The organism is Pseudomonas sp. BF-R-01 (genome assembly GCF_019946615.1).
Classification (GTDB): Bacteria; Pseudomonadota; Gammaproteobacteria; order Pseudomonadales; family Pseudomonadaceae; genus Aquipseudomonas; species Aquipseudomonas migulae.
This window is the reverse complement of record NZ_JAGYFX010000005.1, coordinates 107555-121976: the sequence shown is the minus strand read 5'-3', so window position 1 is coordinate 121976 and position 14422 is coordinate 107555. Positions and strand designations below refer to the sequence as shown.

At 59.7% G+C, this 14422-nt stretch carries 16 protein-coding genes; 2 read left to right on the top strand and 14 right to left on the bottom strand.

Features of this window, described 5'->3' with window-relative positions; all coding sequences use genetic code 11:
• Window positions 1-64: 64 nt before the first annotated feature.
• Genes KGB27_RS04120 through KGB27_RS04105 form a run of 4 tightly spaced genes read right to left on the bottom strand, consistent with a single transcriptional unit; the run spans window position 65 to window position 2355 of the window.
• Window positions 65-622 (bottom strand): DUF4136 domain-containing protein, encoded by a 558-nt coding sequence (locus tag KGB27_RS04120; RefSeq protein ID WP_008031292.1) that lies wholly within the window; start codon window positions 620-622, stop codon window positions 65-67.
• A 54-nt stretch (window positions 623-676) separates the two neighbouring features.
• A complete protein-coding gene (locus KGB27_RS04115; protein WP_008038742.1) occupies window positions 677-1291 on the bottom strand; it encodes a DUF4136 domain-containing protein in 615 nt (204 codons plus the stop codon).
• Between the two features lie 12 nt (window positions 1292-1303).
• On the bottom strand, window positions 1304-2053 hold the full coding sequence (locus KGB27_RS04110; RefSeq protein WP_008038741.1) for a methyltransferase domain-containing protein: 750 nt from the start codon (window positions 2051-2053) through the stop codon (window positions 1304-1306).
• Complete coding sequence (locus KGB27_RS04105) at window positions 2053-2355, bottom strand: MazG-like family protein (RefSeq protein WP_007951009.1); 303 nt, start codon at window positions 2353-2355, stop codon at window positions 2053-2055. The genes KGB27_RS04110 and KGB27_RS04105 overlap by 1 nt, the downstream gene beginning before the upstream one ends.
• A 270-nt stretch (window positions 2356-2625) precedes the next feature.
• On the opposite strand from KGB27_RS04105, the gene KGB27_RS04100 reads away from it, so the two are divergent.
• Both KGB27_RS04100 and KGB27_RS04095 read left to right on the top strand, forming a co-directional pair.
• Window positions 2626-2919, top strand: a complete 294-nt coding sequence (locus KGB27_RS04100) for a hypothetical protein (protein ID WP_008031285.1) — start codon at window positions 2626-2628, stop codon at window positions 2917-2919.
• Window positions 2920-3029: 110 nt separating this feature from the next.
• On the top strand, window positions 3030-4379 hold the full coding sequence (locus tag KGB27_RS04095; RefSeq protein ID WP_223553277.1) for an MATE family efflux transporter: 1350 nt from the start codon (window positions 3030-3032) through the stop codon (window positions 4377-4379).
• On the opposite strand, the gene KGB27_RS04090 is transcribed toward KGB27_RS04095, so the two are convergent.
• The 10 genes from KGB27_RS04090 to KGB27_RS04045 all read right to left on the bottom strand — a co-directional run bounded on the left by KGB27_RS04090 (window position 4373) and on the right by KGB27_RS04045 (window position 14118).
• Window positions 4373-5158 (bottom strand): DUF4123 domain-containing protein, encoded by a 786-nt coding sequence (locus KGB27_RS04090; RefSeq protein ID WP_223553276.1) that lies wholly within the window; start codon window positions 5156-5158, stop codon window positions 4373-4375. The genes KGB27_RS04095 and KGB27_RS04090 overlap by 7 nt on opposite strands.
• Entirely contained in the window at window positions 5155-6471 is a 1317-nt protein-coding gene (locus tag KGB27_RS04085; RefSeq protein WP_223553275.1) for a contractile injection system protein, VgrG/Pvc8 family, read from the bottom strand. The genes KGB27_RS04090 and KGB27_RS04085 overlap by 4 nt, the downstream gene beginning before the upstream one ends.
• A gap of 233 nt (window positions 6472-6704) precedes the next feature.
• A complete protein-coding gene (speA, locus tag KGB27_RS04080) occupies window positions 6705-8618 on the bottom strand; it encodes an arginine decarboxylase (RefSeq protein ID WP_008031279.1) in 1914 nt (637 codons plus the stop codon).
• 217 nt (window positions 8619-8835) lie between these two features.
• Entirely contained in the window at window positions 8836-9207 is a 372-nt protein-coding gene (locus KGB27_RS04075; protein WP_008031278.1) for a translation initiation factor Sui1, read from the bottom strand.
• A gap of 291 nt (window positions 9208-9498) precedes the next feature.
• Window positions 9499-10056 carry an NUDIX hydrolase gene (locus KGB27_RS04070; protein ID WP_223553274.1) on the bottom strand — a complete coding sequence of 186 codons (558 nt, stop codon included), beginning with the start codon at window positions 10054-10056 and terminating at the stop codon, window positions 9499-9501.
• 3 nt (window positions 10057-10059) lie between these two features.
• Window positions 10060-11127 (bottom strand): DUF2333 family protein, encoded by a 1068-nt coding sequence (locus KGB27_RS04065; RefSeq protein WP_008031276.1) that lies wholly within the window; start codon window positions 11125-11127, stop codon window positions 10060-10062.
• A 153-nt stretch (window positions 11128-11280) separates the two neighbouring features.
• Window positions 11281-11757, bottom strand: a complete 477-nt coding sequence (locus tag KGB27_RS04060) for a hypothetical protein (RefSeq protein ID WP_207284771.1) — start codon at window positions 11755-11757, stop codon at window positions 11281-11283.
• Window positions 11754-12260, bottom strand: a complete 507-nt coding sequence (locus tag KGB27_RS04055; protein ID WP_207284770.1) for an Hcp family type VI secretion system effector — start codon at window positions 12258-12260, stop codon at window positions 11754-11756. Before KGB27_RS04055 ends, KGB27_RS04060 begins: the two co-directional genes overlap by 4 nt.
• Entirely contained in the window at window positions 12239-12754 is a 516-nt protein-coding gene (locus KGB27_RS04050) for a hypothetical protein (RefSeq protein WP_310650439.1), read from the bottom strand. The genes KGB27_RS04055 and KGB27_RS04050 overlap by 22 nt, the downstream gene beginning before the upstream one ends.
• Before the next feature lie 212 nt (window positions 12755-12966).
• Complete coding sequence (locus tag KGB27_RS04045; protein ID WP_207284769.1) at window positions 12967-14118, bottom strand: DUF2515 family protein; 1152 nt, start codon at window positions 14116-14118, stop codon at window positions 12967-12969.
• Window positions 14119-14422: the final 304 nt, after the last annotated feature.

Genomic DNA, 14422 nt, shown 5'->3' with positions numbered 1-14422 from the left:
GTCAACACTCAACATCTATGTTGAATTTGGCATCGCCATCGCCGGCAAGCCGGCTCCTACAGGTTTATTTGGGTGGGTAATTGGCGAGTATCCGCCCGACCGTCTCACGTATTGCTGTGCTGCGGTCCGACGGGTTCGGCGTGCGGCTGAGGATTTGTTCGTCACTGCCGCGCCACACCAGTTTGCCGTCCTTGCCGTCGAGCAGGTCGATCTGGATGATCGCCACTTTGTAGCTGATGTTGCGGGTTTCGTTGTACATCGGCCCGCCCCAGTAGCCATTCCACGGGTTACCCCAAGCGCCGCCGTAGTTGGTGGTCACTTGTTGCTGACGGTCTTCGACGATCAGGTAGGTTTGCACGCTCACATCACCCTTTTTGCCCGCAGCGGCAGGACGAAGGCCACGCTGGTCCAGCTGATCGGCCACCGATTGGCGGATGCGCTGTTCGGTCAGGTCGCTCTTGATCCGTGGGTCATCGGGGCGATATTGCAGGGCGGGGTCTTTCCAGCTCCAGCTGCGATAGGCGGCAAAATCGCGGCTGGCGTCGAAGTCATGATTGACCTGGTTGGCGGCGCAGGCTGTCAGGAGCGCGGCCACTGCCAGTAAAACGAGACGGCGGAACATGATGATTCTCCGATTGAAGACATGAACCTGTGAAACGCTTCTTTTTTGCAGAAGCTAACTAGGAGGATACGCCGACATGGCCTTTTCCACAGCCTCCCGAATGGCATCGGCGCGTGCACTCTGGCTGCCTTTGTTGCTGGTTTCGGCGCTCGAACTCCAGACGGGTTGACCGCTTTGAGCATCGAACATGTCCACCTGCACCACCACGACCTGTTCCGAATAGGTGCGAACGATCGGCACCGTGTTGTACATGCCATAACCGCTGCCGTAGCGGTTGTAGCCGCCATACCCGCCGCCGTAGTAACCGTAGTCGTCCTGAACCTGCCGCAAGCGGGTTTCCAGATGCAGATTGGCGCTGACGAACAGGTCCGCCGGACGATTGTCGTGCAGCGGGCGCAAGCCGCGCTGATCGAGGGCGTTGCTCACGGCTTCGGCGACTTGCGCCGAGTCCGCCCACGCCGAACCCGGCGGCAGTTGCCCATTGAGCCAGGCCCAACTGCGGTAGCGGCCATAGTCACGCGGCGGGGCCGGATAGGCGCTGCGGTCGAACGTGTTGGCGGCCTCGGGCGGTGCCGGCGGCAAGGGGTTGGACGTCGCCACATAAGGGTTGCTGCCCTGGCAGGCAGCCAATCCCAGACAGATCACCAGTAACCCGGTACGACGTTTCATTTCGCGCTCCGATCAGACCGGCCGACAGATCCAGTGCAGGTAGCGCCCAAGCCCGGCAAAACTTGGGTGACGCCGGTGGGCCAGTTCCATTTCGAGCAAGTCCACCAGTTCGGCGCGGGCCTGAAACTCCACTGGCATGTAGTCGTGAAAAACCCGAACCCCGCTCTGGGTTTCGACCTGCCACAGACCTTCAAGTTGCACCGCCAATTCACGCGGATCAAGGGGTTGTTGCGGCGTCAGGCTTTGCTTTTCGCCGGCCATGTCGTTCTTGCGCATTTTGCGGAAGTGGCCCTTGAGCAGGTTGCGGTAGATCAGTGCATCGCGGTTGTAAAACGCCAGGGACAACCAGCCGTCCTGCTTCGTCAGTTGATGCAGTACCGGCAGAATCGCGTGGGGTTCGGCCAGCCATTCCAGTACGGCATGGCACAGCACCAGGTCATAGGGTTCGGTGAGCTGACCGAGCAGGTCCTGCCACGGCGCCTGAATAAAAGTGGCCGTCTGGCCTGCATCAGCAAAGCGCTGGCGCGCCCCTTCAAGCATGGGTTCGGCAGGTTCGGCCAGTGTCACGTCATGCCCGCGCTGGGCCAGCCACAACGACATGTGGCCCAGGCCGGCGCCGATGTCGAGTACGCGCAAGGGGCGGTCCGGCAGGGTTTCCGCCAGGTCGGCCTGAAGCACCGCCAGACGGATCGCACCTTTGGCACCACCGTAAATCTTTTCGGCGAAGCGGGTCGCCAGTTGATCGAAATGACGGTCGCTCATCAGCTGAACCTCCGTTCACTGTCCGCGAGTTTGCTGCGCACCACTTCATTCATGTCCAACCCCAACTCGCTGCACAGCAGCAGTAGATAGAGCACGATGTCGCCGACTTCCTGCCCGGCATGGGCGAGTTTGTCCGCCGGCAACTGGCGCGACTGGTCTTCGGTCAGCCACTGGAAGATCTCCACCAGCTCGGACATTTCCACGCTCGCGGCCATGGCCAGGTTTTTCGGGCTGTGAAATTGCCGCCAGTCATTGCGGTCACGGATGGCGTGCAGGCGTTCGGTCAGTTCAACAAGGTTCATCGGGCTCTCCTGAAGGCGTATAGCTTCGGGGGGATGGCCGGGGATGGCAAGTGGCGTTAGCTCCTGTAGGAGCAGAGCTTGCTCGCGATGGCGGTGTAAATGGCGGCATTTATGTTGGATGTTCCACCGCTTTCGCGAGCAAGCTCTGCTCCTACAAGTGCATCAACGAAGCAGAATCTTGCGTCATACTCATACGATTGCCGTATCGGGGAACTCGGCGCTGCGATGACTGGCCCAAGGCTCAACCACTTACATCAGGACGTTAACGACATGCAGGTAGACAGTTTTTTCGAATGGCTCGGCCAGGCGCTCGGCTCGGTCATCCGTTTTATCGTTGACGCCCTAAGCGGCCTGTTCAATCAGTTGAGCAACGCCGGTAGCAACTTCGTCGAAGGGTTGTCCAGCGCGCTGGGCATGGACACCTCGATCATCAGCATCATCGCGCTGATCCTGGGGCTGATGCTGTTGTGGTCGGCGATCCGGGCGTTCATGAATGCGTCGATCATCATGGGGATCATCTGGCTGCTGCTGGGGTTGTGGTTGCTTAGCTGGATAATCCACTGACACCACCAATCTCCTGTAGGAGCGAGACCGGCTTGCCGGTCTCGCTCCCACAATGGATCGGCGCAGATGCCGGATGTATCGCTACAATGCCCGCTCCCCAAGGAGCCTGCATGTCCAACCTGATTGCCGACTGGCGCGACCGCCCGACCCATCGCCGGGTCTGGGCGCTCGCCGCGCCCATGATTCTTTCGAACATTTCCGTGCCGCTGGTGGCGCTGGTCGACAGTACGGTGATCGGTCACTTGCCCCACGCCCATCAGTTGGGCGCCGTCGCGGTCGGGGCCAGTCTGTACACCTTTCTCGCATGGGCCATGGGCTTTCTGCGCATGGGTTCCACCGGGTTTGCCGCCCAGGCCGCCGGACGCGGGGATGGCGCGGCGTTGCGGCAGATCCTGTTGCAAGGCCTGTTGCTGGCCATGGGGCTGGCCATTGCCTTGGGTGCGCTGGGCATTCCGTTGAGCGGTGTCGCGCTGCACTTCATGCAACCTTCGGCGGAACTGGATCAACTGACCCGCGAATTCTTCCACACGCGATTGTTCGGTCTGCCTGCGGCGCTGGCCAGTTACGCGTTGGTCGGCTGGTTCCTCGGCACGCAAAACGCCCGGGCGCCGCTGGCGATTTTACTGAGCACCAACCTGGTCAACATTGCACTGAACCTGTGGTTCGTCCTCGGCCTGGAATGGGGCGTGGTCGGTGCGGCCCGGGCCTCGGTGATCGCCGAATGGACCGGCGCGCTGATCGGCCTGCTGATGACCCGCAAGGCACTGCGCGCCTACCCCGGTCACATCGCCTGGGCCGCGTTGGCGCTGTGGCAGAGTTGGCGACCGCTCCTGGCCGTCAATCGCGACATCTTCATCCGCAGCCTGTTGCTGCAATCGGTGTTTTTCCTGATCACCGTACAAGGTGCGCGGCTGAGTGACGCCACGGTCGCCGCCAACGCGTTGCTGCTCAATGGTTTGCTGCTGACGGCCCACGCGCTCGACGGGTTGGCCCATGCCGTGGAAGCGCTGTGCGGGCACGCAATTGGCGCCCGCGACCGGGACGCCCTGCGCCGTTCATTGGTCGTCGCTTGCGGATGGTCGTTGTTGGCGAGCCTGGGGTTTGCCGTGCTGTTCCTGTTTGCCGGGCACTTGTTCATCGAGATGCAGACCGACATTCAGAACGTACGCGACACGGCGTTCATCTACCTACCCTACCTCGCCGCCCTGCCGTTGATCGCGGTCTGGAGCTACTTGCTCGACGGGCTGTTCATCGGCGCAACCCGCGCCCGGGAGATGCGCAACGGCATGCTGCTGACCGTGATCCTGCTGCTGCCATTTGCCTGGGCGCTGCAAGGTTTGGGCAACCACGGGCTGTGGATAACTTTTCTGTTGTTCATGGTGTTGCGCAGCGCGACCCTCGGCACAATCGCCTGGGTGCTGCGCAACAACGATGGCTGGTTCGCGGGTCGGGTTCATTGAGGCTGATTGTTCTGCCAGCATTTGCGCAGGCTATCGAGACGCTCCTGCTGCGTGAGCCCCGACAACGGCTGCATCAGCGAAGCGCGGGGGTTCTGCAGGCGCAGCCATAACCAGCCATCAAGCACCGGCCGCTCGCTGAAACCCAGCGCCAGCCCTTCCTGCACATGGGACCACAGGCGGCTGAAATCGGCCCCGATAGATTGGCTCCAGTGCCAGGCATGCTGCTCCAGCAGGCAGGTTTGCAGGGTTTCGCGCTGACGTGAACTGAGGCTTTCTTCGACCGCCAGCGGGCTGACGGCGAGCCCCGGGTTGAGCAACTGCTGCCAGCCCTCGCTGCCGATCGCGCGATCGGCCCAGGACCCGCCGAACCAGTGCAACTGGCTGATCGGGCCCAGCCAGCGACTCAGTTCCCGGGCATCACAGGCATCGAAAAAGTAACTGGCCGTGTTCGGGTTGTAATAACTCAACAAGGCCCGATGGTGCAGCCCGCAAGAGACGATGAGCATGCGGCGCAAATGCTCCAGCAACTCTGAGGACGACACCTCGCTGACGATCAGCAAGCCACGCCAGACCTGCGTTTGGCTGTAGCACAACTCGGCCAGTGCCGGGCACGTTCGAAGGTCGATGAGTACCGGGCCGTCTTCGCGCAGTGCCTGCAGTTCGGTGCTCTCGAACAACCAGAACCACTGGGCCTGCGCGAACACCTGATGCAGTGTTGCGCTCGCTTGAGCTGCACTCGGGACATCCAGCAACAGCCATTGCGGGGTTGCGCCAATCATGCCGCACCGCTCTGGCCAAACAGCGTCGCCGCCCGGCAGGTGCAAAGCGCCTGCGGGCAGTGACTGAAGCTGCCGCCGCCGGGCAACAGGCACAACACCACCAAGGGTTCGCCCGAGCGCAGGAGTTCCAGCAAGCCGTCATGGGGTGATCCGTCCTCAGTCGGGCTGGGCTCCTCAACCTCTTCGAGCGACGACGGCGCGTGAAGAAACCCGCAAATCAGCGGCTGATCCGGATCGCCCTCGATAAAGCTCACCACCACTTCGGTCCCTTCGCTCAGCGCCGAGGCGGTCGGCCCTTCCAGCTCAGCCGCCAACGGCAGCCAACAATGACTGGGCGTCGCGCCTTCGCCCTGATAGAGCCAGTCAAACTGCACGGCAATCGGTCTGGAAGGATCGGGCAGAGGCTCATCGACGTCGACCACCCAGGCTCGTTGCAGGCTGTGCATCCGTGGTTTCACCGCGCAATGCGGCGAGACGAAAGGCAACTCCCAGTGAATCGCACGGATCTGGTTGCTGTACGGGACCAATGGATCCTGACTGCCCTGATGGTCGACATGGGTCAGCAACCACGGATGATTCCAATCGGCGACCGGATGGCCGGACAACGGCATCAACTGACCGCTGTGCAGCGTCGGCAGGTCCGTGCAACCTTCGGCACTTTGCGCGGTGCGTTGCTCTGCCTGAAGCTGAAACCGGCGCACTGCAGGAGAAGCTTGCCCGACCGCGAACACCGCGTTTTCGCCGAGACGAAAATGCCCGTGGCCGTCACCGAACACCACGCAATGCCCATCGCTCTGATGCTCGAAATGGTAGTGAAGGCGTTCCTGGGCACACAGACGCTGGAGAAACTGCAGATCCGATTCCCGATACTGCGTGCAGAAATCACGGGGCGGGTAATCGCCAGTCAATTCGAAGCGTCGGTCCTTACCGGTAATGCCGTGTTCCTTGAGCACCTGGCTGAGGATCTCGGGCACCGACAACGTACTGAAAATCCGCTGGCTGAAACGCTGGGACAGGCACGTAAGCTTCGGCCCCAGACGCACGTGGCAAAGTCTGACGCTCGGGCCATGGTCACGCTGGACCAGTTCATGCAGTTGGCCATGGAAAGTGCTGCCCTCTGGCCCGAAATGCAAAGCGGCCGGACGGTACAGCAGGCTCGCGAGGTCCAGCATCGGGTCATTGATCAGCAGATCCACATCGAACACAAAGGGCTCGCTGATCGCTTCTCTACCGGTAAAGGCCAGGACTTCGAAAGGGTCGGGCAGACCGGCTACATCCAGACGAAATGAAGGTTCGTTGACTGGATCGAACATCGGCGATTCTCTACAGGAGGGGCGGCCGGGGATTCTCGCCGAGAGACATGGCCGAGTAGAGTGCCGAAGTACAACTTAGGAAATGGCCTACGCGAAAAGAAGACCATATGGCTTTGATAGCCGGGAGTGTGGGACGTTTCGCTTGAAAACAGAGAACCGCCGCACCAGGTCATCTGAAATTTCCGCAGCGCGCGGAACATTTTCAGACAACCTGGCGAGAACGGCGACTTACCTCAGGAAGACAGGTAAGACGAACGGGTCAGACCCAGACGCAGGGCGTCGAGGAACTGGGTGCGCTCGGCCGCGCTGATGCGCGCACTGGCGCACTTGTCGCGGTAGTGGGTCATCAGCTCTTCCGGCGACAAATGCACGTAACGCAGCATGTCTTCGATGGTGTCGTGGGTTTCGATACCCGCGTGGTACACACTGCCGTCGGCATTCTGGTAGATATTCACCGAGTCGGTGTCACCGAACAGGTTGTGCATGTCGCCAAGAATTTCCTGGTAGGCGCCGACCAGGAAGATCCCCAGCAGGTAGTCTTCACCCTCATTCAGAGCGTGCACGGGCAGGCTGGTCTCGATGCTCTGCTCGTCGACGTATTGCTTGATCTTGCCGTCGGAGTCGCAGGTCAGGTCTTGCAGCACCGCGCGGCGCAGCGGCTCTTCGTCGAGACGGTGCAGCGGCAAGATCGGCAGGACCTGGCCGATGGCCCAGGTATCCGGCAGGCTCTGGAATACCGAGAAGTTGCAGATGTACTTGTCGGCCAGCTTGTCGTTGAGTTCGTCGAGCACTTGACGATGCGAACGCTGACGCGCCTTCAACGAGTTGTGCAGGCGACGGCACACGGCGAAGTAGCATTGCTCGGCCAGGGCTTTTTGCGCCAGGGTCAGCTTGCCGTCGGCGTACTGGGTGGCCACGTCGCTCATGTAGTGGGTGGCGCGCCAGTAGGTTTCGGTGACCATTTCGATATCGGTCGGGCCGAGCAGGTCAACCAGCCACTGCACGGTTTCCGGCAGCTCTTCCTTGTTGTCGATCTTCGGCACGTCGTCGTTGTGTTTTTCAACGTCGGTGACTTGCACCACCAGCATCGCGTGGTGGGCGGTCAGGGAACGGCCGCTTTCGGAGAAAATGTTCGGGTGCGGCAGGCTCTGCGCGTCGCAGAACTCCTTGAGCATCCCGACCACGACACCGGCGTAATCGTCCATGTCGTAGTTGATCGAGCTGGCGTTACGCGAGTGCGTGCCGTCGTAGTCGACGCCCAGACCGCCACCGACGTCGATGTGGTCAACCGGCAGGCCGAGGTTGCGCAGTTCGCCGTAGTAACGAATCGCTTCCTTGAAACCGTGCTGGTAGTCCGCCAGGTTGGCGATCTGCGAGCCCATGTGGAAGTGCAGCAGACGAATGCCCTGGTCCAGACCCGCCGCGCGGAAACGCTCGACCACCGACAGCAGTTGCGCCGCCGACAGACCGAACTTGGATTTCTCGCCACCGGTGTCCGCCCACTTGCTCGAAGCCAGGGACGACAGGCGCACGCGCAAGCCGACCTGCGGCTTGACCTTCAGCGAGGCGGCTTCTTCGATCACCAGGCCGACTTCGGATTCTTTCTCGATCACGATGAACACGTTGTGGCCAAGCTTCTGGCCCATCAGCGCCAGCCGAATGAACTCGCGGTCCTTGTAACCGTTGCACACGATGGTGCCGCCCTTCGGCGCCAGTGCCAGCACGGCCAGCAGCTCAGGCTTGGAGCCAGCTTCCAGGCCGATGGACACGTTCTGCGTGGCGATGATGTTTTCGATCACCGCTTCTTGCTGGTTAACCTTGATCGGGTACAGCGCGGTGTACTTGCTCTGGTATTCCAGGCGCTCGATGTTGGCATCGAAGGCGCCGGTCAGCTGACGCACGCGGTCTTGCAGAATGTCCGGGAAACGCACCAGCAGAGGCAAGGACAAGCCACTTTTACGCAGCTGGTCGACTTGCTCGAACAGGTCGATAGGCGAACTGGCCGGACCGTTCGGACGAACCTCGACGCGACCGGCGTCATTGATCGCGAAATACCCGGCCCCCCAATGGCGAATCCCGTAAACACTGCGGCTGTCCGCAACTGTCCATTGGCTGCCATCGTCTTTGCGTGTGCGTCGTACGGACATTGAAGTCCCCTATAAAGAAGTCATAGAGCGTCGCCTGGGTTCAGGCCGGCGCAGTCTAAAGGATGAAAATGACGGTTCGTCAACGAGGGGATAGACCTCGCTGACCGCAGTGAGTTTAGAAACCGGTCAGAACAGGCTCTGTGAAAACCATGTAGGCGACGCCAGGCCAGAAGAAGTCAGGACCGGGTCAAGCCGAGGGTGGTTTTCACAGAGGCTGCTAGCCGCCGGACTTCTTTGCCTTGAAACCGAGTTTGATCAGCTCGCCCAACAACAGCTCGACATGATCGCCCTGGATCTCAATGATTCCGTCTTTCAACGCCCCACCGGTGCCACAGCGTTTCTTCAACGTGGTGGCCAGGTCCTTGAGCGCGTCTTCAGCCAACGGCACGCCGGTGATGGTGGTCACCGTCTTGCCGCCACGGCCCTTGCTTTCGCGACGCACGCGAGCGATGCCGTCGCCGGCCGGGATAACGGTCTGTTTGCAGATACAGGCGTCCACCGGCTTACTGCAATCCGGGCAATGACGACCTGCGTCGGTGGAAAATACCAGGCCACCAAGGGCGGCGAAGGATGCGGCTTTTTTGGCCACCGGCAATCCTCTTGGGAGGACAAAGACTGGTCGCGGCAACCTGGGCAGGTGCCATCGACCGCGAAGCCCCACTCAGGCAGGGGCAGCGCTACTGAACCGAAACAACCCTGTAGGAGCGAAGCTTGCTCGCGAAGAACGCAAGGACGATGCGTACAATCTGGATGCACGCGTTATCGTTAACGTCCATCGCGAGCAAGCTTCGCTCCTACAAAGAGCAATACGGTTCAGCTTGAAAAGGTCGCGCAGTGTAACGGCAAAAAGCCGACTTGCTAAGAGCCAATCGGCGCCAATTTATGCCTCTTTTGCGACGTCCCCGCCACGAGCCCGGAGATAGCGCTTCAACGCGGCCAGAGAGTCCGGGCAGTAAGGCTTTTCGTCGATTTCCCGAAGCACTTCATCGATTGGCAAAAAGCGCGCTTCGAGCACCTCTTCCGGTTGCAGGATCAACGGGCCGTCCCACACCGCCGAAAACGCCGAACACCACAAACGATTGCCGGTGTCTTCGAAGAAAAAATGATCATGGGCAGTGAGTTCCACCCCGCTCACACCCAACTCTTCTTCAAGCTCGCGGGCGGCCGATTCGGCGTAGGTTTCGCTGGCGAGCACCATGCCCCCCGCCGCCACGTCCCAGTACCCCGGATAAATCGCTTTGCTCAGGGTGCGCCGGTGAACGCAGAGTTCACCAGCCGAATTGAACAGCATGATGTAGGTACCGCGTCCGATCAGCCCGCGCTCGCGCAGGTCCGAGCGGACCAGTGCACCGAGCAGGTTGTCCTGCTCGTCGACCCAGGCGATCTGTTCGGCATCCGAGGCCGCGCGGTGGGCGGCCTCTCTCGCGTTATCGACCATGACTCAGCCCTGATTGAGCAGTTGACGCAAATCGATCACTGCGGCGTTGGCCCGGGAAATGTAATTGGCCATGACCAGCGAGTGGTTGGCCAGTACGCCGAAGCCGCTACCATTGAGAATCATCGGGCTCCAGACCGGTTCCTGCGACGCTTCCAGTTCACGAATGATCTGGCGAACGCTGACGGTCGCGTTCTTCTTCGCCAGCACATCGGCGAAGTCGACTTCGATGGCACGCAGCAAGTGGGACAAGGCCCAGGCCTGACCGCGAGCCTCATAGAACACGTTGTCGATCTGCATCCACGGGGTTTCGACGATTTCCTCGTCAACCTGTGGCACCTGGCCCGGCGCGACCACTTCGGTCTTCAGCGCGGTGTTCAGTTTGACCCGGCCAACGCTGGCCGACAGGCGTTGCGACAGCGAACCCAAACGAGTGCCCACATCGCCCAGCCAGTTGTTCAGGTTGTCGGCACGGGCATAGAACAGCGCGTTTTTCTGCAAAGGATCGGACAGGCGCGCCTGATAGCGGCTCAGGGAATTGATGCCTTCCTGATACTCGGACTCGCTGGAGGGCAGCACCCAGCTTTTATTGTCAAAGTTGAAACGCGGCTCGGCTTTCGCCAGATCGGCGTCTTCGGCCGATTGCGACTGCGAACGGGCGAAGTCTTTGCGCAGCGCCCGCGTCAGATCGCGGACCTGGACCAGCACGCCATATTCCCAGCTCGGCGTGTTGTCCATCCACAGGCCCGGCGGGAAACGGTCGTTGGAGATATAGCCGCCCGGTTTGGTCAGCAAGGTATCGGCGACGGTCTTGAGCGTTTCGACCGTGGTGTAGCCGATGACCATTTGCTTGCCTTCTTTCTCGGCCGCCACTTGAGCATTCTGTTGTACCGGGAACAGCGCCGGCTCCTGGCTCCAGTACCAGCCAAGCACAAAGGCCACAATCAGATAGAGGCCGATCAGCGTGGCCAGCGCCCGACTGAACAAAAGGCCACCGATGTAACTGCGGGTAGCCGATTTCGGTTCAGCGGCACGTTCAGGCGCGCTGCCCGCGCGGTTCTTCCAGTCCAGCATGGCGATATCCTTTCAATCACTTGAGTTCATCGGTTCGACCACAACCATACAACAACGTGCCTTTGCCCGGCACCCGTCGTCGGGTTATCCGCAGAAATTAGCGTCAGGTCTGTGACAACCGTACGCCGATGAATTCTAGTCGCCCTGCCAGGGTTAAACGCCAGCGACCTTCATTGAAATTTGCTGGACTTCAGCCGAAATAAAAAGATGCGCAATGCCCTTGCCGTCGGTCCTGCGTGGCGCCGTGTCCCCATCCACCGTCGCGATGTAGTGATGAAGCGCCAGCGGCTCACCCGTTACGCTGTCTACGAGGCGAAAGACCCTTGGCGTTCTCGACGGCTGAACAGGCGGATTTAGCATCAGCTCCATTACCTTTGGATCAAAGGTCCTCTCCGGCATTACCCAGTCAGCGTAATCGGCTTCAGGCCCGACCAACCGCCATTCTCCCCGCTCGATCGGGTCGAGCACCTCGCTCTCGATATCGATCAACAGGCCGGCACGCAACTCGTCCATTCCATCGATAAGCTGCCGATCTTGCAGCGCCTGGCGCACAAGCTCCAGCGCTTGCTCACTGGGCCAGGCATGTTGACGCTCCCATTCGGACAGATCGAGCTCGTTGACCAACCTCATCCCGACACCTCAGTGCTCCACTCATCGGAACCCATGGTTCGACTGACTTCATGCCGCCAGTAGATGCGCCGGTAACTGAAATGGACTTTCTCCACTTGAGTGAGGTGAGCGGTACCGGGATCCTGGCAATGCGGCATGAGCACTTCAGCGCCGATGATCACCGCGTCTTCCAGTTCCATCGTATAAAAGTGTTCCTGGATTCCCTGAGCCGAGGAGCGATACCACTCGACGCGGCATATTTTTAGCAATTCTCCAGAACATAAAGCGTTGTTGATCAGCGGAGTCGCTTTGTCGATGGCCTTGGTGACGATCAAGGGTTTGTGCATCCGACGACCTGCGCCCGACCCTTTCGGTACGAAGATCCCGTGGCTCAGGGCCTGGATCATGATTTGGTCCTCACGCCCCTTTTGATAAGTGTTACCCACCGATGCCTCAGTAAAAGCACCAGCGCTGATCAGGCCTTGGTGTTCGCCGTGGAGGGTCATGAAGGCGGGGGTTGGCATGGTGGGGCTCCTTTGGTTTTTTTGGGAAACAAGGGGGTGAGCGGGATGGATTGATCCAATTCGATTAGAGCGTCTTCATCCCCATCTTCTGCGAAAGGCGTCCACGGTTTGCTGATCGACAGTGTGATGAGGTAGCGCTCTTCATCAGGCCGTTGGTCGTATTTGAAACGGTGGACGTACATCAAGACTTGATATTTTTTGCCGGCCTTCCAGTAAACCGAGCCTCCTTTGTCTCGCAGCTGCGCTCGCCATTCAGGCGTGTCGGCAAAGGGTGGATAGCGTGTCCTACCGGCCACCCTCCATCCCCCTCCGCGCCACTGGTCTTGTAAATCCAGCGCTACTTCCAGGGCACCATCGAGCAGTAGTGGCTCGATCTGCGGGGACATGCGGATACCGAAAATGATGTTGTCGTCAAATCCGACACTAAAGAAGCGCGCGGCGGGAGTGGTGAACCCAAATTTCGGGTCGACGAACCGCAATTTCGCATCGGTCATGGGGATACCGGACCAGATATGTCCGCGTATCTCCGGACTAAAGGGGGCTGAAGAATTTCTGCGTAGATCTTCATACGTCCCGCCTATTTCCAGGACGATTTCGGGTTCATCCCACAACGGTTGCCTCAACTGATGTATGGCAGCCCATATCAAGGCACTCAGAAGTAGAAGGCAGGCACAGCAGCGCCAGCCGAATAACCGTGGTTGCAGAGTCATAGCCCGAGACTGCTCAATGCGATTTCGTTGATCGACCGTTCTAACGCATAACGGTTGTGGTCACCGAGCATCTGATCAAAACGCGCTGCAGCCTGGAGAACGAATGCCATTCGCTGCGTGATGTCGGACAAGTCCGCCAACGGGTTGTCGCCAAAATCGATGGTGCGCCCATCCTCGACACGTTGGCATTGACTGGTAAGCGTCAACTCAATTGCCTGCGCAACGCCTGAAGGAAACCCCGTGACGTAGGAAGCGTGGTTGGCACGCAGCAACGCCACCAATTGACGGTTCTGGTAAATCGTCGGTTGGAGGATATTGTTCTGCTCATGCCGCGCCAAATGCTCAACACTTGCGGCGATGTCTCCGTCCTCTATCGCCTCAAAGCCCAGCAAAATTTCGAAGTGAGCCACCCCGAACTTCAGCGTTTCCTCCCCCGCTGGCCACAACACCGGGAACTTCGGATGCCCGTAAATTCTCTTCCGGGCGTCCAGGCACTTCTTCAACTCCCTCAAACCCCGTTTCGCATAAAACTCATGCAACGGAAAAACATCCAGAAACAGCGTGGTATTCCCCAGCGCCATCATGTCGTGCACATGCCGGAACTGTTGTTGCACCAACGACAAATCCTCATCCGCAGAACGAAAATCCACAGAGGGCACCGGATTGCGCGCATCCGCTTCCTTATAGTCACGCAACTCTTGCGCCTGCCCGGCCATCCTGTCCGGCGTCAGCAAACCGTGCTCTCGACGACTGTCACGCATACGCTCCCGCGACTCATGCTCTTCACGGATCAGTTCGATGCTGTCCGCCGCGTGAAGCAACCCGCAGCCCACCTGCTTGGAGGCAAACGCCGCCAGCCCGGCCCATTGAAACCTGGAATCGTGCAACCAGAGTCGAGCGTACGCAGCGTTGATAACGCGGTTGCGCTCGACAGGGTCGGCAATCAATACCCCTCCAGGTGCGACGATGTCCTCCGCCTCCCGCTGGTAGTGTCGCCATAGGCACGCGCACGTCAGAATCGGGACGTCGGTAACAAAAGTCTTGCTCCCATAGAGCAGTTCCTCTTTGCATTCACAATCAGCAACGGGGGTGCTGTTGTGATTCAGGCGCTGCTCGTCGCTGGGATGTTCTTTGAAACACTGGGTCATGATGGGCCGATGGCATCTAAGGGTTTCCCTGACACCCTACCAGCCGAAAATCCGGTTCAAGTCTGCCGGCGAAAAATCAGAACTCCCTGACAAGTAACGCTCGCCGGGATGACAGACGATTCGCGAAAACAGGCAGGAGAGGCCCTGATCATGGGTAATGTCAGATCACCGACACACATTTTCAGACCCGCCAGTCAGAAACTGAATGACGTCGCATTGCAGATTATTGACATACGACACTCATGCGACTGAAAAGAGGTGCTAGCATAGAGCCACCAGTCGATCTCAGCATGCACCCTAACTA